Consider the following 17,246-nt stretch of genomic DNA (forward strand, 5'->3'; position numbering starts at 1 on the left):
GGTTGCTTGGGAGGTGTCGGGCCGCCGTACCAGCGGCCGGAGCCGGTCATCGGGCGAATTCTCTTTCCAGGTCTTCCAGCGAAATGTCCCAGCTCTTCATCATGTGGCTGAGCAAGGCCATTTCGCTGTCGCTGATTGTACCGTCCGACTTGCTGATGTCCATGGCCAGCACGCAAGTCAGGATGCGCTTGCGGCGATCGGTGACGTCGGCAAGCAGATTGTCGATGCGCTCGCGCTCAAGCAGCTGGATCGAGCCATCGTCGGCCGCTTCGTCGGAAATATCGTCGCAGACGTCGCGCAGAACCTGGGCGAACTGCTTTCTCGGCAGGCTGATCAGGTGGTAGACGTGCAGCTTTTCAAGCAGCTCCAGCTCTCGGGGGTCCATATTGCCGTCCGCGATCATGAATATGGCGAGGAGTCTGGCAATCGCCTCCGGACTGTTTGGCGAGTAGTTTCTCATGGCGCGATTCCTTCTTGCTTATTGACCTAGCCGTGCCGAAAACGATTCCGGCATGGGGGCGACTTGGCGCGCGTGGTAATCAAAGAACACGATGCCCGTTTTCAATCTTGCCACTTCTCTGCCGCTGTTGTCATTGATCACTTGATAAATGAAATCCAGCCCCTTGCCATGGACATCGGCAATGCCGACAAGGAAGCGCAGGACATCCCCATGAAAGGCCTCCGACAGATAGGAAATGGCCGCGTCCGCCACCACGATCCCCACATCGCCGATATGCAGCTCATCGGCATGGCCCCAGTGCCGCAGCAGGCGAAGCCGGACTTCCTGGGCCATTCGCAGCAGCGCGTCGTTGGATAGGTGATTGGCGTAGTTGATATCGCCTATCCTGACCTCCAGAAGCGTGTCGTAGACGATGGGTTGGGGCGCTTCGATTCGAATCCTGGCCATGGCGTATACTGGCAGAAGGGAATGACGATATGGCCTTTATGTCAAAACTGCCTAAGCTGTGTCAAATGCGGGTGCGGCGATTTTGATAGACTGGTGGCGCAAGCCAAGATCATAGAGGAGCTGAACGTCATGTATCAAAGGATATTCGTACCGGTGGACGACAGCGATACGTCCAATATGGCGCTGGATGAGGCGTGCAAGCTGGCCAAGGCGTTCGGCTCCACCCTGCGGCTGGTGCATGTGGTGGATCTGGCCCAGTTCGGCTGGGGCGGCACCGAGTTTCTGGATGCCACCGAGCTGCAGAAATCGATCAAGCAGGCCGGCGAGCAGGTGCTGGGGCTGGCGGGAGACCGCGTCCGGACGCAGGGCGTCACGCCGGAATGCAAGATACTGGAGAGTTGGGGAGACAAGATCGCAGCCGTCCTGTCCGACGAGGCCAGCGCTTGGGGAGCGGACTTGATCGTGATGGGCACCCATGGCCTGGGCGGGCTGATGCACTTGCTGATGGGCAGCGTGGCTGAGGGCGTGCTGAAGGTGGCGGATATGCCTGTGCTATTGGTGCGCAACCCCGGCGATTGAACGCGAGATGGTTTTGTCATCCGGCCGCAAGGCCGGCAGCGCGCCGCCGCGCCTGAATGAAAAAAGCCAGCCGGGCATGCCGCGGCTGGCTTTTTCGAGGAGCTGGCAATCAGCTGGCAGCGGCTTCTGCGCCGCCTTCCTGTGCCTCGATCTTGGTGCGTACGGCCTTGCGCAGGCTCTTGTACAGATCGGGGTGGGTTTCCTTCAGGTATTCGACGATCTCGAAATCTTCGCGGCGCACTTTGGACAGATCGATCTGCTCGACGTGAACCAAACGCAGCAATTCGCGAACGGGTTTCGGCATGTTGCGGCCGCTTTCGTAGCGGGAGCCGCCGGATTGAGTAACGCCGATGCGGCTCCAGAACTCTTGTTGGTTCAGGCCCAGCTTGCGACGGATTTCCCGGGGATTCGGGATCTTTTCAAACAGTTTCATGAGTGTTCCTCTCGTATCTGAAACAAATGGTTCTAGTATTTTTTTAGGACTTCGCCCTGCCTACTAAAAATAGCAAAAAAAATTCAACAGGAATATTTTTGATGCAGGGAATTTAGTGAAGTTCCATGAATTTGAAAATTCAACTTTGCTAATGTTAGCGGATTCTTATCATGCAGGACAATGTTATCAGCATGCGAGACTGTGCATAGGCGCAAAAGTGTCGCAAAATTGCAATTGTCCTTGCGGAATGCATAGAAGGGGAGGGGTGGCGAGCCCAACCCCCGGCACTTGCACTAAGTAACTGTGGCTGCTTCCTTCCGGACCTGACCAGGTTCGCTACCGTGCAATGCGGGGAGGCCCGCCATAGAGAAAACGGATTCTATCCAATACCTATCTATTTGACAAGCATTTTTATAAGTTTTTGGTGCGCCGCCGTGAGGATCGACATCCGCATGTCTGGTGGCTATTGATTGCCAAAGGGAGCCGGTGCAGACTCGACAACCAGCCCCCTACATATGCCAAGCGCCATGAATACCACACCCGCCGCCTTGCTGGCCGAGCTGATCGGCTTCGATACCACCAGCCGAAATTCCAACCTGCAATTGATAGAGTGGGTTCGTCATTACCTGGCCGGACATGGCCTGGCCAGCCGGCTGACCCACAATGACGATGGCGGCAAGGCCAATCTGTTTTGCCGCATCGGCGGCGACGATTTGCCGTTGATCGTATTGTCCGGCCACACCGATGTGGTGCCGGTGGATGGCCAGGACTGGTCTTATCCGCCATTCAAGCTGACTGACGCCGGCGATGGCCGGCTATACGGGAGGGGTAGCGCCGACATGAAAGGCTTCATCGCCTGCGTGTTGGCGAGAGTGCCGGATTTCATCGCTCTGGCCCAGGCCGGCTCGCTGCGGCAGGGCATCGGCATCGCGCTGTCCTACGACGAAGAAGTCGGCTGCCTGGGCGTAGGCAGGCTGATTGACGACCTGGCCTCGCAGGGCGTGACGGTGGCTGGATGCCTGGTGGGGGAGCCGACCTCGATGCGTCCGGTGGTGGCGCACAAGGGAATCGCCCATTACCGCTGCCGGGTCAAAGGCAGAGCCGCCCACTCTTCGCTGACGCCTTATGGCGTCAATGCCATTGAATACACGGCCAGGCTGATTACCCACATCCGCAAGCTGGCGGACGCCGAAGCTTCGTTCGGCCATCGCCAACCCTTGTACGACGTGCCGTTCACCACCATGCAAACCGGACTGATCCATGGCGGTGTGGCCTGCAATATCGTGCCGGCCGACTGCGAGTTCATGTTTGAGTGCCGCTGGCTGCCGGGGGACGATCCCCAGCGGCTGGTCGCCTCCGTGAGCGATTATGCGGCGAACCTGCTGCAGGAAATGCGCGCGGTGGCGGAAGAGGCGGAGATAGAGATCGAACGCGTGGTGTACAGCCCCGCGTTCGAGGCGGAGCCGGATTCGGACATCAGCCGCTACGTTCACAGCCTTTGCCGTTGCGCTGGAGAGGGAGTCGCCTACACTACGGAAGCGGGCTTGTTCAGCGAGGCCGGAATCCCCTGCGTGGTGCTGGGGCCGGGATCGATAGCGCAGGCGCACAGGCCGGACGAATTCATCGAGGCCAGCCAACTGCAGGCTTGCTACGATTGGCTGGGGCTGCTGACTAACAACTTAATCAAATAACTGTCAGAAATGCTTTGCATCCATAAGCATTAGGCTTCAAAATCCTGGCCCTTAGCAATGAAGGTCAATTGAGCCCGCCCGGACCTCCGCGCGGGCTCGTTTTATTGGGATTCAAAAAAACAATGAGTCAGAACAAGTCGGAAACGGGTGGAGACCTGAAGGCGCGGGACGGTTTTACCTCCAGCTTTGGCGTATTGGCGGCGACGCTGGGGTCGGCGGTCGGCCTGGGCAATATCTGGAAATTCCCTTATCTGACCGGCACCAACGGCGGCGCCGGTTTCCTGGTGGTTTACGTGCTGGCCACTCTGGTGGTGGGCCTGCCGGTGATGATTTCGGAAATCATGCTGGGCCGGAAAGCCAAGCGCGACGCGGTGACCTCCCTGGTCAAACTGGCGCCGGCCGGGCAGCCCTGGTGGCTGGTGGGCGCCTTCGGCGTGCTTGCCGCCTTCCTGATCATGGCTTTCTATTCCGAGGTGGCCGCCTGGGTATTCGCCTACATTTTCAAAGCGATCGGCGGCGAGATTCTGTCGCGCGACCCCAAGGTGACATCCGACGCTTTCTCCGCGCTGATTTCAGATCCGGTGCAGTCCTTGCTGTGGCAGTGGCTGGTGCTGGCCTTGATCGGCGGCATCCTGTTGCTGGGCGTGTCCAAGGGCATCGAGGCGGTGACCAAGAAGCTGATGCCGCTGCTGTTCGTGCTGCTGGTGGTGATAGGCGCGCGCAGCCTGATGTTGCCGGGCGCCAGCCAAGGCCTGGCTTTCCTGTTCGCTCCCGACTTCTCCAAGATCAGCGCCACGGTGGTGCTGACCGCGATGGGACTGGCTTTCTTCAAGCTGTCCATCGGCATGGGGACCATGATCACCTACGGCAGCTATTTCCGCGATGATCAGAATATTCCGCTGACCACGTTCCGCGTCATGTGCGCCGACCTGTTCGTGTCGCTGCTGGCCGGCATCGCCATCTTCCCGGCGGTGTTCGCCTTTGGCTTTCAGCCAGCCGCCGGCCCGTCGCTGCTGTTCATCACCATTCCCGCCGTGTTCGCCAGCATGCCGCTGGGACACTTCTTCATGGTGGTGTTCTTCGTCCTGACCGCCATCGCCGCAACCGGCGCCATGCTGTCCATTCTTGAGGTGCCGGTATCGGTGCTGAGCGAGCGTTTCGGCATCAGCCGCGTCAAGTCCACGGTGATCAATCTGCTGTTGCTGGCGCTGGTGGGCTCTGCATGCGCGCTGTCCAACAGCCTGACAGCGGACTTCAAGATCTTCGGCATGACGATGTTCGACCTGTTCGACTTCATCACGTCCAATGTATTGATGCCGCTGGGCGGCATCTGCCTGTGCCTGTTCACCGCCTGGGTGTGGGGCTACGACCGCTTCCGGGCGGCATTGAGCAATGAGGGCGCGCTGAATAACGAGCGGGTGTTGAAGCCGCTGTTCTTCGTGCTGCGCTACGTGTCGCCGCTGCTGATCCTGTATGTGATGCTGAAGGGTTTGAAAATTATCTGAGGCGAAAAAAGCCGGACGCGCAGTCCGGCTTTTTTTCGGACTCGGCGGATCAGGGAAGCGGCGTATCTTCATCGGGCGCCACCACCGGCGGCGGGGTAAAGCCGTTGATATCCCTGGCGCTCTTCTCCAGCAGCAGTACGATGGAAGTATTGAGCGCGCCGAATGCCCAGCTGACGAAAAAGAACACCGAATAAGCGCTGAGCTTGTCGGAGAACAGGGCGTTGCCGTGAAGCTTGAGCTCGGTTGGCTCGAAGATCGAGAAAAACACAGCGGTCGCAATCATCGCGATCATGAAGGACGGCCAAAGCAGCAGTATTCCCTTTTTCATGGATGCCTCCGTTTTAGAATAAAAGCACGGGCAGAAAATCGCCTGGCGGGCCTTGCAGGATTCTGATTACGCTATCAGGGTCGATTTGTCGATGGCTGGCGGCAATATCCTGCCTGTGGGGCCAGTGGATACATGTTAGACTATGTTCGACAGCGAACAGCCTTCCTTCGGAAGGCAACAAGCAGCATCAGGATTTTTTGATCGGCCGCCCGGCCGGTTCATTTGTAAAGCTAATGGAGCCTGGTATGACCTCTTCGATCTTCGCCGGCGTGGAACTGGCGCCGCGCGACCCTATCCTCGGACTCAATGAAGCGTTCAACGCTGACACCCGCAGCACCAAGGTCAATCTTGGCGTGGGCGTTTATTCCGACGACAACGGCAAGATTCCGCTGCTGACCGCGGTGCAGGCCGCCGAGAAGGCGCGTCTGGAGGCCTTGCCGGCTCGAGGCTACCAGCCCATCGAAGGCCCGGCGGCATACGACTCCGCAGTGCAGAAGCTGCTGTTCGGCGAAGGCAGCGAGCTGCTGGCCGCCGGCCGCGTGGTGACCGCCCAGGCGCTGGGCGGCACCGGCGCGCTGAAGATCGGCGCGGATTTCCTGAAGCGGCTGAATCCGGCTTCCAAGGTCTATATCAGCGACCCGTCCTGGGAAAACCACCGCGCGCTGTTCGAGTCCGCCGGCTTCGAGGTGGAAAACTACCCGTACTACCATGCAGCCAGCCGCGGCGTGGATTTCTCCGCGATGAAGGCTCACCTGGCGTCTCTGAGCGCAGGTTCCGTCATTGTGCTGCACGCCTGCTGCCATAACCCCACCGGCGCGGACTTGTCCGCCTCGCAATGGGAAGAGGTGGTGTCGGTTTGCCGCGAGCGCGGCCTGGTGCCGTTCCTGGACATGGCCTATCAGGGCTTTGCCGATGGCATCGACGCCGATGCGCTGGCCGTGCGCCTGTTCGCCGGTTCCGGCTTGCAGTTCTTCGTCGCCAGCTCCTTCTCCAAGAGCTTCTCGCTGTATGGCGAGCGCGTGGGCGCGCTGTCCATCGTCACCGCCGCCAAGGATGAATCGGTTCGCGTGCTGTCCCAGCTGAAGCGCGTGATTCGCACCAATTACTCCAATCCGCCGATCCACGGCGCGGCCATTGTCGCCGCCGTACTGTCCAGCCCGGCGTTGCGCCAGCAGTGGGAAGACGAGCTGGCCGGCATGCGCGAGCGCATCCGCGGCATGCGGCTGGCGCTGCTGGATGCCATCAAGGCGAACGGCGTCGCCGCGGACTTCTCCTTCATCACAGCCCAGCGCGGCATGTTCTCCTACACCGGCCTGAGCGCCGCGCAAGTGGACCGGCTGCGCGAGGAGTTCGGCATTTACGCGGTTTCCACCGGCCGCATCTGCCTGGCTGCGTTGAACAGCAAGAATGTAGACTACGTCGCCGCCGCCATCGCCAAGGTAGTTCAGGCTTAAGGCTGACTTGGTTGTGGGATAGGCAAGCCCCGGCATGACCGGGGCTTGCTCATTTGATGAGAAAAAATCATATCATGACCTTGGTCAAATGAAGCATTCAACAGAATGCTAAATTTATTCATCATTTTTCCCTTGCACTTGTGATGGCTCCACCACCGGTTGAGTGTCCAAAAGTACAGGTTTCTTCACCACTCCGCGCTTTTTCCCATTTCAGCATTGTCCGGCCCGACAAACATCCCCATGATGGAACCAGACATCAATGAATGTCTGATCGCAAACCATCTCGATGGCGCGCGATGACAATAATCCAATAATTCGTTTATTGAGGGGAGACCCTCGGGGTAGATGCCATGACTGCGACTTTTCCTGAAGTGTTGGTTCCGCAGGCCATTTCTGCGGGCGCTTTCGACGCGGACGACGCCGATGTCCGCAACAACCTGGGCCTGCTCGGCCTGCTGGATGTGTATTCGCGCGACGGCCGGTATCATCTGACCGTATCGCTGGAGCCGGTCGGCTCCGATCCGCAGCCCACGCAGTGGACGCTGGAAGCTGAAATGGAAGTATGCGCCGAAGCCAAGGTTGCGCATTGCAAGCTTGGCCAGGTGCAGTACGTAGGGAATGCTCCGGGCAATCATTTGCGCAAGATGCTCGCCAACGGCGAACTGTACGGCTATCTGACGCAAAATCTTGCCGAGGCGGCGTAAGCCAGCCTCTGGGTGAAATGAAAAGGCCACTGCGATGCAGTGGCCTTTCTGTTTTGGGCGACGAAAGCTTGATCAGCCGCCGTGGCGCTCGTACAGCGAATGGAAGGCGTGGCGGTATTCCGGCTGCACATAGGGTTTGAGCAGGGCAAGCACCTGAAGCACGCCGCGGTGGCCGGACTCTTCGGTGATCGGCGCCTTCGGCCGCGAAGTCTGCTCGAAGGCGAACCAGAACTTCACCACCAGCCAGATGTTGATGCTGACTGCCTCGATGTCCTCTTCGTCCATTTGCAGCAGCCCCAGGCGGATGAATTCGCGGAAGTGCTCGCCCAGGATGTTTTTCAGCTCGGTATTCACGAACTGATGGTACTCGGACTGCATCTGCGGATTGCGCGCCAGCAGGCCCGGCAGATCATAGAACATGAAACGGAACTGCCACATGGCCAGGAAGGCGGTGTCCAGATAGTTGACCAGGTCGTCCACCGTCATCTTGCGGTCTTCCGGCACCGCCAGGCGCTGATTGATGAACTCGCGGTACATCAGGAAGATCTGGTAGACGATCTCTTCCTTGTTGCGGAAGTGATAGTAGAGATTGCCCGGGCTGATGCCCAGATGCGCGGCGATGTGGTTGGTGGTGATGCTGCGCTCGCCTTGTTCGTTGAACAGCTTAAGGCTTTCTTGAATGATGCGGTCGTAGGTCTTGATTCTGGTTTTACTCATGTAGCACCGGCTGATAGTGACTTCGCATAGCGCAATTGTATACGATGTTTGGAGTTCTTGCTCTATTTATTGCTGTTCAATGATGGGATAGCAGTCCGACATGAATTTATGCAGGATGGCTTGCTCGATACGTTGCCTTTCCCTGGCCGGTATCGCGATGCGCAGGATCAACTGATAGCGTTTTTCATCGATCGGCTGGATGGAAATCCGCGGCTCCACCGACGGGATGTCCACCAGATAGCGCTTGGCCATGTCTTCCATATGGCGCCGGGCCACATCCACATGGCAGTCGCAAGCTTCTTCCGCCGCCCCCATCAGCAGGCGCTCGGCCTGGACTGGCGGGACCGTGTAGGCGAGCGGCACGTTGATGATGTGCATCACGTACTCGCCCATGTAATTTTCCCGGATCACCGGCGTGGACAGCAGCAGGCTGTTGGGAAAGGTGAGGGCGCGGCCGGTCATCTGGTGCGAGCTGTGATTGGGGCCGATCTCCATCACGGTGGTGGACAAGAGACCGATATCCACCACCCGGCCGCGCACCGCGCCCAACTCGATATGATCGCCCAGGCCGTAGCTGTTGGACATTTGTCGGACCACGCCGCCGGACAGGCACATGATCAACTCTTTGGTGGCAAGGATCAGCGCGGCGGCGAAGGCCAGCATCGACACGGCTAGCGTCTGCAGCTCGTTGGCCCAGATCAGGCCGATGCCTGCCAGGCCGGCGAGGAACAAGCCGTTGCGGGTGTTGACCGACCAGCGGCGGCGCTCCTCGACCGGCACGCCGCTATTGGCCGCCAGCAACCGGTCTACGGCGACGCGGATGATCAGCAGCGTCAGCACCAGCAGCAGCGATCGGGTGATCTCGTGGGCGTAGTTCTCCCGTAGAAAGGCGATCAGGTCGAGCAGGGTGTGCATGGACTCCTCAGTCGTTCAGCTTCACCGCGTGTTCGCGGGTTTCGTGGAAGACGATGTCCGGCCAGCGCTCCTGGGTCAGCTGCAGGTTGACGCGGTTGGGCGCGAGGTAGGCGAGGTTGCCGCCAGCGTCCGTCGCGATATTCATCTGCAGCGTCTTGATGAATTCGTCCAGCTTCTTGCGGTCGTCGCAGCTGAACCAGCGGGCGGACCAGATGCTGGCGGATTCGAAGATGGCGTCCACGCCGTATTCAGCGGCCAGGCGGCTGGCCACCACCTCGAACTGCAGCACGCCCACGGCGCCCAGGATCAGATCGCCGCCGCTGTGCGGCTTGAACACTTGCACCGCGCCTTCTTCGCCCAGTTGCTGCAGGCCTTTTTGCAGCTGCTTCAGCTTCAGCGGGTTTTTGATGCGCACCGAGCGGAACAGTTCCGGCGCGAAGAAGGGAATGCCGGTGAAGGACAGGTCTTCGCCTTCGGAGAAGCTGTCGCCGATCTGGATGTTGCCGTGATTGGGCACGCCGATGATGTCGCCGGCGAACGCCTCCTCGACGATCTCGCGGTCGTGCGACATGAAGGTCACCACGCTGGAGGCGGAAATGTCGCGATTCAAGCGCAGGTGCTTCATCTTCATGCCGCGCTCGAACTTGCCGGAGCACACGCGCAAGAAGGCGATGCGGTCGCGATGTTTCGGGTCCATATTGGCCTGGATCTTGAACACGAAACCGGAGAACTTGCCTTCGGTCGGCGCCACGTTGCGCACGGTAGCGTCGCGCTCCTGTGGCGCAGGGGCCCAGTCGATCAGCGCGTTCAGGATTTCGCGCACGCCGAAGTTGTTGATGGCGGAGCCGAAGAACACCGGGGTCAGTTCGCCAGCCAGGAATTCTTCCAGGTTCCACTCATTGGACGCGCCCTTGACCAGCTCGATCTCCATCCGCAGCTGTTCCATTTCCAGCGGGAACAGTTCATCCAGGCGCGGGTTGTCTATGCCCTGGATCACTTCGATGTCCGAAACCAGCTTTTCCGTGCCGGCCTCGAACAGGATCACCGCGTCGTTCAACAGGCTGTACACGCCGCGGAAGGTCTTGCCCATGCCGATCGGCCAGGTGATAGGCGAGCAGCGGATCTTCAGCACGTTTTCCACTTCGTCCAGCAGCTCCAGGCTGTCGCGGACTTCGCGGTCGCACTTGTTCATGAAGGTGACGATAGGGGTGCTGCGCAGGCGGCAGACATTGAGCAGCTTGATGGTCTGCTCTTCCACGCCCTTGGCGGCGTCGATCACCATCAGCGCACTGTCGACCGCGGTCAGCACGCGGTAGGTATCCTCGGAGAAGTCCTGGTGGCCCGGGGTGTCCAGCAGGTTGACGGTGTGGTCGCGATAGTCGAACTGCATCACCGACGAGGCGACGGAAATGCCGCGCTGCTTTTCGATTTCCATCCAGTCCGAAGTGGCGAACTTGCCGCCTTTCTTGCCTTTCACCGTGCCCGCCATCTGGATGGCGCCGGAGAACAGCAGCAACTTTTCCGTCAGCGTGGTTTTGCCCGCGTCGGGGTGGGAGATGATGGCGAAGGTGCGGCGGTGCGAAACTTCTTCTGCGATGCGGGCGAGATCGGCGGACATGGATGGCTTGCTTGAAATTCAATAAAGCCGAGCATTTTACCGGAGTTACGGGTTTCAGGAAATTCCATGTTACAATTGATAATGATTATCAATAATAAATAGTTCCGTGATGCAACAACAACCAAAAAACGGCCGCGCGCAAGCAGCGGCCTTTCCGTTTTGCCTTTCCGCGCTGGCATTGAGCCTGGTCCATTTTTCGGCGACGGCCGAGGATCAGCAGCTGCAAACCATCAAGGTTCAATCCACCGCCATACAGAAGCAGCCGGGCGTGGACAAGCTGAGCGCGGAGGAGATCGCCAGGCCCCAGGCGCGCTCCCTGGCCGAAGTGCTGGACGTTTTGCCCGGCGTGAACGCCGGCGGCTCCCCGCGCCCCGGCGGACAGGTAATCAATGTCTGGGGCTATCGCTCGGTGGAGCAGGTGCAAGTCCAGCTGGACGGCGCCAACCAGGTGTTCTCGAAATACCAGCAAGGCACCAGCTTCATCGAGCCGGAATTGCTGGGCAAGGTGGAGGTGATCAAGGGCGCGCAGTCGGCCCTGTACGGCAATGGCGGATTCGGCGCCGTGATCCGGGCGGAAACCAAGTCGGTGGATGAGTTGCTGATGCCGGGCCAGTCAGTCGGAGGCTTCGCCAAGATCGGCCGCCAGAGCAATGGCGGCCAGATCAGCAAGAGCGTAGCCGCTTACGCTGGCGGCAGCGAACACTCGGCGGATATTCTCGCCTACATATCCCAGTCCCGCTCGGGCGACGGCAAGACCGGCGATGACCTCACTTATCTGTTTTCGGGCGGTGAACAAAAGGCCGGCATGTTGAAGCTGGCGTTCCGCCCCTGGGCCGGCCATCAGTTCCGGTTAGGCATGGTCAGGCAGGAGTCGGAGATGCGCACGCCTTGGGCGGCGCGCAGCGGGCAGGTCGAGGCGCCCTCCAGCTCTGACATCAAGCGCTATGGCGAGACGGAGGCCTGGCTGAGAAAAACTGTGATGCGGGATCAGAAAATTGATTCGCTCAATGGCGAATGGCGCTACGCCAGTCCCGACAACGCCTGGCTGGACCTCAGCGTCAATTATGCGCAATCCCGCCGCTATCAGCACGATAAACGTCCGGAGTCCGCCTGGAAGGTGGACTACCGTTCATCCTATGGCCATGAGAGCTGGGTGACCCAGAACAGCCGCTCGCTGGATATTCGCAACGTCGCCAAGCTGGGCGATGCCAATAGTTTCACAACGGGCCTGTCCTGGAGCAAGCAGGACTGGGACCCCCGGTCATTCCTGGCCACCAAGGCCAAAGACCCGGATTACAACTTCGGCTGGATAAACGCCTATGGCGGCAACCGCGGCGAGGAAACCATGCGTTCGGCTTACCTGATCCATGAGTGGAAGCCGCTGCCCAACTGGAAAATCACGCCCTCGCTGCGTTACGACCAGGTGGCCTTGTACGGCAAGCCCAATCTCGCGCCCATCTACAATGTCGCCAGCGCCGGCCACGATTATCGCCCGGTGAGCTTCACCGGCTGGTCGCCGCGGCTGGCCATCGCCTGGGGCTTCTCGCCGGGCTGGAATGCCAGTTTCAGCTATGTCGACACCTGGCGCGCGCCGACAGTGGACGAGGTATATGCCGCGCAAACCCCGCTGTCCAATTTGTCCGGCACCAGCCGGTATCTGAAGCCGGAGAAGCTGCGCGGGTTTTACTATGGCCTGGATTTCGAACGCAGCGGCGTATTGTCGGCCGGCGACAGGCTGAGCATGTCTCTGCTCGCGTACCGGCAACTGGTGCGCGACAACATCTATATGCGCCTCGGAAATGGCAATACCGGCGACGCGCCGGGCCAGACGCCGCCCGCCGGCACCGGTTTCTACCGTAATTTGAGCGGCTACGAAATCCATGGCTATGATCTGACGCTGGATTACCAGCTGCGCGGCTGGTTCGCGTCTGCAGCGCTCTCCGCGACCAGCGGCGACCATCGCAACAGCCTTCGCGATCCGTGGGGCAACTCTGAGCCGGTGGTGGACATTCCGCCGCGCAAAGCCGTCCTGACCACCGGTTATCGCGTGGCTCGGCTGGGGCTGACATTCGGCGGGCAGGGCAAATTCGTCCGCACCCAGGACCGGATACCGTATTTCGAGGGAACGCGCACCGCCTACTCCATGCCGCCCAGCAAAGGATATGTCTTGATCAATCTATTCACTGTGTGGCAGCCGCAGAGCGGCGCTTTCAAGCATCTGGAGGCGCGCGTGTCGATAGATAATCTGTTCAACAGAAGCTACAGCCCTTATCTGACGGAGGGCATTCAAGGCATGGGCCGCTCAGTCCGCACCAGCCTGTCGTGGCGCTTCTGACTCCTCGCTCCAAATATCCTGAAACCGGCTTCTGGCCGGTTTTTTTATGACGCCAGCGGATTGGAAAACGATCATTCGGCTACAATATCGTCTAAACGACAATTCAAACCAAGGAGGCTTGCCGTGTTCACCGGTATCGTCCAGGGCGTGGCCGAAGTGGTCGCCATCGAAGAAAAACAGGATTTCCGCACTCATATCGTCCGTCTGCCTCAGGAAATGTTGCCCGGCCTGCAGCTCGGAGCCTCAGTGGCCCATAACGGCTGCTGCCTCACCGTCACCCGCGTGGACGGCGATCTGGTTCACTTCGACCTGATGCAGGAAACGCTGCGTGTCACCAATCTGGGCGCGCTCAAGGCCGGCGACGGCGTGAACGTGGAGCGCGCGGCGCGCTTCGGCGACGACATCGGCGGCCACGCGATGTCGGGCCACATCATGGGCTTGGCCACAGTGACTGAAGTCATCGAGTCTCCCAACAACCGCACGATTTGGTTCGAATTGCCGATTGCGCTGGCAAAGTATCTTTTTAAAAAGGGCTACATTGGAATCGATGGTGTTAGCCTCACTTTGGGAAATGTTGACGATTGCCGCTTTTGCGTGCACTTGATACCCGAGACATTGATGCGTACCAATATGCATAGTAGGCAGAGTGGCGATTTGGTCAATATTGAAATTGACCCTCAGACGCAAGTTATAGTGGAAACTGTTGAGAGGATGGCTGGCGGCCTCTTTCATAAAAATTTAAATTCAAATGGCGTATGAATAGCAATCGTATTTCTTACATTGATGGACATAGAGGGCTGGCGATAGCGCTTGTCGTACTCTTTCATGCATATGCGGGGTGGTCAAATGTGGTCCCTTATGGTGATGATTATAAAGCCTTCCCCTTGTTTAAGTATGGATTTCTTGGTGTTCAGTTGTTTTTCTTGATATCTGGATTTGTCATACTTATGACCCTTGAGAAAGAGAAGGGCATTTTTTCTTTTCTGAAAAAGAGATGGCTTCGCCTTTTTCCGGCGATGTTTTTTTGTTCTTTTCTAATTTTTTTTACAGCGCCCTTCTTTGAAGGAAGGCCTGCGGGCAATCCTCAGCTTTTGGGACTAATCCCTGGCTTGACATTTATTGAGCCAGCTTGGTGGTCCAAGGTTTTTGGTGTTGCTGTCTTACCGCTGGAGGGTAGCTTTTGGTCTATATATGTTGAATTTAAATTCTACGTTGTTGCGGCAATGTTGTATTTTTCCTTTGGAAGATTTTTCATGATTGTCGCTTTGTCTGCGATGTATTTTGCTTCCCAGTTTTTGAAAATTAAAGGCTTTGATGGCGCTATCTTTCAATACCTTACGAAGGCATCATCATTAATGTCCCTTGATCAGTTTTGCTGGTTTGCAGCAGGGGCCAGCCTCTATGTATTTCATAAGGAAAGGTCGCGAGGCTGGCTGCTTTTTGGTTTTTCCATTGCATTGCTTGGAGCTTTTTTTATATCGAAAAAATATGACTTGACCGCTGCCTTTTTTGTTCTGTTGCTTGTTTTTGTTTTTGCGCTATCCTTGGCAGGTTATTTTCGCAACCTCCTCAACTCACCAGTATTGCAATTTTTGGGGCTTGTCAGCTATCCCCTGTATTTGATTCATGAAAATGCAATGATATCAATGATTGTGAAATTGGGAGGAGTGGGCTTGCCGAGCGTTGCCCTTCCGTGGTTTCCGATATTTTTATTGCTTATCCTGGCCTTTTTTATTGCAAAATATATGGAGCCCGCCATTCGGCGCGGGCTTGTGTATTGTCAATTACACTCGGCAAGACTGCTTAGGATTTGAGCCTTAAACTTAATGATTTGGAGATTTGCATGATATCCCCGATTCAAGACATCATCGCCGACATCAAGGCCGGCAAGATGGTGGTGCTGATGGACGCCGAGGACCGCGAGAACGAAGGCGACCTGGTGATGGCGGCCGAATTCGTCACGCCGGAAGCGATCAACTTCATGGCCAAGCATGGCCGCGGCCTGATCTGCCTGACCTTATCCGAAGAGCGTTGCAAGCTGTTGAATCTGCCGATGATGGCGACCAACAACGGCACCAGCTTCGGCACCAACTTCACCGTATCGGTGGAGGCCGCCGAGGGCGTGACCACCGGCATTTCCGCCGCCGACCGCGCCCACACCATCAAAACCGCGGTGGCGCGATTGGCCAAGGCCAGCGATCTGGTGCAGCCTGGCCATGTGTTCCCGCTGAAAGCTCAGAACGGCGGCGTGCTGATCCGCGCCGGCCATACCGAGGCCGGCTGCGATCTGGCCATGCTGGCCGGCGTGGAGCCGGCCGGCGTGATCTGCGAGATCATGAATGACGACGGCACCATGGCGCGCCTGCCGGAACTGCTGGAGTTCGCGAAAACGCACGGCCTGAAGATCGGCACCATTTCCGACCTGATCCAGTACCGCAGCCGCACCGAGTCCCTGGTGGAAAAGGTGGGCGAGCGCCCGGTGGAGACGCCGTTCGGCAGCTTCGACCTCCACGTGTTCCGCGACATCACCACCTCGGCCACCCACCTGGCGCTGAGCAAGGGCAAAATCAGGCCGGACAAGGAAATCCTGGTTCGGGTGCATGAGCCGCTGTCGGTGATCGACGTGCTGGCGCCGCTGTGCAGCCATCACTCCTGGACGCTGCCCAACGCGCTGGAAACCATAGACGAGGAGGGCAGCGGCGTGATGGTGCTGCTGTATCGCGATGAAACCGGCGTCGACCTGGCGCAGCGGGCGCTGGACCTGGAGCAGCCGCGGCAGAAATGGGACAGCAAAACCTTCGGCGTCGGCGCGCAAATGCTGAAGGCGCTGGGCGTCGGCAAGATGAAGCTGATGTCCAGCCCGGTCAGCCTGCCATCGATGGCCGGCTTCGAGCTGGAAGTCACCGGATTCTGCCAGCCGGGCCACTTCCACGTGGATGCCGGGAACGGCCCGGGCGTGGCCTAATCGCGGCGATTGCGTTACAATTGCCGGCTTTCCTTAGTGTTTTCGCCGCGAGGACCCAACATGCTTGACGCCATCCAGTGTATTGAACCCAATTTTTCCGGCAAGGGCCTGAAAATCGGCATCGTCATGGCGCGTTTCAACACGCCTGTATGCCATGGCCTGCGCGACGCTTGTCTCGCCGAGCTGGAAAAACTGGGCGTCGCCGCCGGCGACATCACCCTGGCCACGGTGCCTGGCGCGCTGGAAGTTCCGCTGGTGCTGCAAACCATGGCCAAGAGCGGTCGTTTCGACGCGCTGGTGGCTCTGGGCGCGGTGATCCGCGGCGAAACCTATCATTTCGAGCTGGTATCCAACGAATCCGGCGCCGGCGTCACCCGCGTCGGCCTGGATTTCGACATTCCGGTAGCCAACGCCATCCTGACCACTGAAAACGACGAGCAGGCGGAAGTCCGCATGCAGGAAAAGGGCGGCGACGCCGCCCGCGTCGCGGTCGAGATGGCCAATCTGCACAAGACGCTGCGCGGCTGAGCCGTCCGCCGCCAAGCCGTCCAACGGGAAGCGGGCCATCGCGCCGCTTCCTTTGCTCTTTCAAGGAACCGCCACCATGAAAACCGCCCGCCGCCGCGCCCGTGAATTTGCCGTGCAAGGCATTTACGAATGGGAACTGAATCCGGACCGTCCGGCTTCGCTGATTGAAAAACACCTGCGCGAGAATGAATACTTCGCCAAGGCCGATGAAGCTCTGTTCCGCAGCATCCTGTACGGCGTGCTGAAAGATGTGGAACTGCTGTCCGTTCAGGTCGGCCGTTACTACGAGCGCGCCGAGGACGAAGTCAGCCCGGTGGAGCGCGCCGTGCTGCTGATGGCCGCGCTGGAACTGACGCAAAGCCCGGAAACCCCGTACCCGGTGATCATCAACGAAGCCATCGAAATCACCAAGACTTTCGGCGGTACCGATGGCCACAAATTCGTCAACGGCGTGCTGGACAAGCTGGCCGCCGAAGTGCGCGGCGACGAAGTGCTGGCGCAGAAGCAGCGCCGCAAACAAGACTGAGCCGGTCACGCCTGTTGGCGTGCCGCTGTCGACGACACCCG

Annotated in this window: 18 protein-coding genes and 1 other RNA gene; 11 read left to right on the top strand and 8 right to left on the bottom strand. The window is 58.8% G+C overall.

All coding sequences use genetic code 11. The features are described from left to right. Window positions 1-46: 46 nt before the first annotated feature. Complete coding sequence (locus ACX17K_RS01710) at window positions 47-460, bottom strand: TerB family tellurite resistance protein (protein WP_463087272.1); 414 nt, start codon at window positions 458-460, stop codon at window positions 47-49. Between the two features lie 18 nt (window positions 461-478). Continuing rightward, entirely contained in the window at window positions 479-907 is a 429-nt protein-coding gene (locus ACX17K_RS01715) for a thioesterase family protein (RefSeq protein WP_493773422.1), read from the bottom strand. Window positions 908-1,036: 129 nt separating this feature from the next. On the opposite strand from ACX17K_RS01715, the gene ACX17K_RS01720 reads away from it, so the two are divergent. Continuing rightward, window positions 1,037-1,486, top strand: coding sequence for a universal stress protein (locus ACX17K_RS01720; protein WP_493773423.1), 450 nt, complete (start codon window positions 1,037-1,039; stop codon window positions 1,484-1,486). Between the two features lie 109 nt (window positions 1,487-1,595). Here the strand turns inward: ACX17K_RS01720 and ACX17K_RS01725 are convergent, their stop codons facing one another. Both ACX17K_RS01725 and ffs read right to left on the bottom strand, forming a co-directional pair. Next, window positions 1,596-1,919, bottom strand: coding sequence for a helix-turn-helix domain-containing protein (locus ACX17K_RS01725; RefSeq protein ID WP_021476219.1), 324 nt, complete (start codon window positions 1,917-1,919; stop codon window positions 1,596-1,598). A gap of 264 nt (window positions 1,920-2,183) precedes the next feature. After that, window positions 2,184-2,282: signal recognition particle sRNA small type (gene ffs / locus ACX17K_RS01730), an RNA gene on the bottom strand. 164 nt (window positions 2,283-2,446) lie between these two features. On the opposite strand from ffs, the gene argE reads away from it, so the two are divergent. Together argE and ACX17K_RS01740 are read left to right on the top strand one after the other, a co-directional pair. Then, the gene (gene argE / locus ACX17K_RS01735; RefSeq protein WP_493773424.1) at window positions 2,447-3,610 is read left to right on the top strand and encodes an acetylornithine deacetylase; all 1,164 of its coding nucleotides are present in this window, start codon (window positions 2,447-2,449) and stop codon (window positions 3,608-3,610) included. 122 nt (window positions 3,611-3,732) lie between these two features. After that, window positions 3,733-5,115, top strand: a complete 1,383-nt coding sequence (locus ACX17K_RS01740; protein ID WP_493773425.1) for a sodium-dependent transporter — start codon at window positions 3,733-3,735, stop codon at window positions 5,113-5,115. A gap of 49 nt (window positions 5,116-5,164) precedes the next feature. Here ACX17K_RS01740 and ACX17K_RS01745 read toward each other — a convergent pair whose 3' ends face one another. Further along, window positions 5,165-5,443 (bottom strand): hypothetical protein, encoded by a 279-nt coding sequence (locus ACX17K_RS01745; RefSeq protein ID WP_493773426.1) that lies wholly within the window; start codon window positions 5,441-5,443, stop codon window positions 5,165-5,167. A gap of 245 nt (window positions 5,444-5,688) precedes the next feature. Here ACX17K_RS01745 and ACX17K_RS01750 point away from each other — a divergent pair, with 245 nt between their 5' ends. Then, window positions 5,689-6,897 carry an amino acid aminotransferase gene (locus ACX17K_RS01750; RefSeq protein ID WP_493773427.1) on the top strand — a complete coding sequence of 403 codons (1,209 nt, stop codon included), beginning with the start codon at window positions 5,689-5,691 and terminating at the stop codon, window positions 6,895-6,897. A gap of 350 nt (window positions 6,898-7,247) precedes the next feature. Continuing rightward, a complete protein-coding gene (locus tag ACX17K_RS01755; RefSeq protein ID WP_493773428.1) occupies window positions 7,248-7,601 on the top strand; it encodes a hypothetical protein in 354 nt (117 codons plus the stop codon). A gap of 72 nt (window positions 7,602-7,673) precedes the next feature. Here the strand turns inward: ACX17K_RS01755 and ACX17K_RS01760 are convergent, their stop codons facing one another. The 3 genes from ACX17K_RS01760 to ACX17K_RS01770 form a co-directional block, all read right to left on the bottom strand. After that, on the bottom strand, window positions 7,674-8,318 hold the full coding sequence (locus tag ACX17K_RS01760; RefSeq protein WP_021476213.1) for a TetR/AcrR family transcriptional regulator: 645 nt from the start codon (window positions 8,316-8,318) through the stop codon (window positions 7,674-7,676). Window positions 8,319-8,384: 66 nt separating this feature from the next. After that, window positions 8,385-9,233 carry a mechanosensitive ion channel domain-containing protein gene (locus ACX17K_RS01765; protein WP_021476212.1) on the bottom strand — a complete coding sequence of 283 codons (849 nt, stop codon included), beginning with the start codon at window positions 9,231-9,233 and terminating at the stop codon, window positions 8,385-8,387. A gap of 7 nt (window positions 9,234-9,240) precedes the next feature. Then, window positions 9,241-10,851, bottom strand: coding sequence for a peptide chain release factor 3 (locus ACX17K_RS01770; protein WP_493773429.1), 1,611 nt, complete (start codon window positions 10,849-10,851; stop codon window positions 9,241-9,243). 109 nt (window positions 10,852-10,960) lie between these two features. Between ACX17K_RS01770 and ACX17K_RS01775 the strand changes: the two genes are divergently transcribed. The 6 genes from ACX17K_RS01775 to nusB all read left to right on the top strand — a co-directional run bounded on the left by ACX17K_RS01775 (window position 10,961) and on the right by nusB (window position 17,205). Continuing rightward, a complete protein-coding gene (locus tag ACX17K_RS01775) occupies window positions 10,961-13,186 on the top strand; it encodes a TonB-dependent receptor domain-containing protein (protein ID WP_493773430.1) in 2,226 nt (741 codons plus the stop codon). Between the two features lie 123 nt (window positions 13,187-13,309). After that, complete coding sequence (locus tag ACX17K_RS01780; RefSeq protein WP_493773431.1) at window positions 13,310-13,945, top strand: riboflavin synthase subunit alpha; 636 nt, start codon at window positions 13,310-13,312, stop codon at window positions 13,943-13,945. After that, entirely contained in the window at window positions 13,942-15,000 is a 1,059-nt protein-coding gene (locus tag ACX17K_RS01785; protein ID WP_493773432.1) for an acyltransferase family protein, read from the top strand. Before ACX17K_RS01780 ends, ACX17K_RS01785 begins: the two co-directional genes overlap by 4 nt. 29 nt (window positions 15,001-15,029) lie before the next feature. Next, window positions 15,030-16,151 (top strand): bifunctional 3,4-dihydroxy-2-butanone-4-phosphate synthase/GTP cyclohydrolase II, encoded by a 1,122-nt coding sequence (gene ribBA, locus ACX17K_RS01790; protein WP_493773433.1) that lies wholly within the window; start codon window positions 15,030-15,032, stop codon window positions 16,149-16,151. Window positions 16,152-16,211: 60 nt separating this feature from the next. Further along, window positions 16,212-16,679 carry a 6,7-dimethyl-8-ribityllumazine synthase gene (ribH, locus tag ACX17K_RS01795; protein WP_231155221.1) on the top strand — a complete coding sequence of 156 codons (468 nt, stop codon included), beginning with the start codon at window positions 16,212-16,214 and terminating at the stop codon, window positions 16,677-16,679. 76 nt (window positions 16,680-16,755) lie between these two features. Further along, window positions 16,756-17,205, top strand: a complete 450-nt coding sequence (gene nusB, locus ACX17K_RS01800; protein WP_021476205.1) for a transcription antitermination factor NusB — start codon at window positions 16,756-16,758, stop codon at window positions 17,203-17,205. The last annotated feature ends 41 nt before the right edge of the window (window positions 17,206-17,246 follow it).

The organism is Chromobacterium sp. INPA-IVC (assembly GCF_059047085.1).

What these genes read in the sequence shown, in the direction of transcription:
- ACX17K_RS01710 (WP_463087272.1), bottom strand. Translation starts at nt 460, where the DNA reads ATGAGAAACTACTCGCCAAACAGTCCGGAGGCGATTGCCAGACTCCTC.
- ACX17K_RS01715 (WP_493773422.1), bottom strand. Translation starts at nt 907, where the DNA reads ATGGCCAGGATTCGAATCGAAGCGCCCCAACCCATCGTCTACGACACG.
- ACX17K_RS01720 (WP_493773423.1), top strand. Translation starts at nt 1,037, where the DNA reads ATGTATCAAAGGATATTCGTACCGGTGGACGACAGCGATACGTCCAAT.
- ACX17K_RS01725 (WP_021476219.1), bottom strand. Translation starts at nt 1,919, where the DNA reads ATGAAACTGTTTGAAAAGATCCCGAATCCCCGGGAAATCCGTCGCAAG.
- argE (WP_493773424.1), top strand. Translation starts at nt 2,447, where the DNA reads ATGAATACCACACCCGCCGCCTTGCTGGCCGAGCTGATCGGCTTCGAT.
- ACX17K_RS01740 (WP_493773425.1), top strand. Translation starts at nt 3,733, where the DNA reads ATGAGTCAGAACAAGTCGGAAACGGGTGGAGACCTGAAGGCGCGGGAC.
- ACX17K_RS01745 (WP_493773426.1), bottom strand. Translation starts at nt 5,443, where the DNA reads ATGAAAAAGGGAATACTGCTGCTTTGGCCGTCCTTCATGATCGCGATG.
- ACX17K_RS01750 (WP_493773427.1), top strand. Translation starts at nt 5,689, where the DNA reads ATGACCTCTTCGATCTTCGCCGGCGTGGAACTGGCGCCGCGCGACCCT.
- ACX17K_RS01755 (WP_493773428.1), top strand. Translation starts at nt 7,248, where the DNA reads ATGACTGCGACTTTTCCTGAAGTGTTGGTTCCGCAGGCCATTTCTGCG.
- ACX17K_RS01760 (WP_021476213.1), bottom strand. Translation starts at nt 8,318, where the DNA reads ATGAGTAAAACCAGAATCAAGACCTACGACCGCATCATTCAAGAAAGC.
- ACX17K_RS01765 (WP_021476212.1), bottom strand. Translation starts at nt 9,233, where the DNA reads ATGCACACCCTGCTCGACCTGATCGCCTTTCTACGGGAGAACTACGCC.
- ACX17K_RS01770 (WP_493773429.1), bottom strand. Translation starts at nt 10,851, where the DNA reads ATGTCCGCCGATCTCGCCCGCATCGCAGAAGAAGTTTCGCACCGCCGC.
- ACX17K_RS01775 (WP_493773430.1), top strand. Translation starts at nt 10,961, where the DNA reads ATGCAACAACAACCAAAAAACGGCCGCGCGCAAGCAGCGGCCTTTCCG.
- ACX17K_RS01785 (WP_493773432.1), top strand. Translation starts at nt 13,942, where the DNA reads ATGAATAGCAATCGTATTTCTTACATTGATGGACATAGAGGGCTGGCG.
- ribBA (WP_493773433.1), top strand. Translation starts at nt 15,030, where the DNA reads ATGATATCCCCGATTCAAGACATCATCGCCGACATCAAGGCCGGCAAG.
- ribH (WP_231155221.1), top strand. Translation starts at nt 16,212, where the DNA reads ATGCTTGACGCCATCCAGTGTATTGAACCCAATTTTTCCGGCAAGGGC.
- nusB (WP_021476205.1), top strand. Translation starts at nt 16,756, where the DNA reads ATGAAAACCGCCCGCCGCCGCGCCCGTGAATTTGCCGTGCAAGGCATT.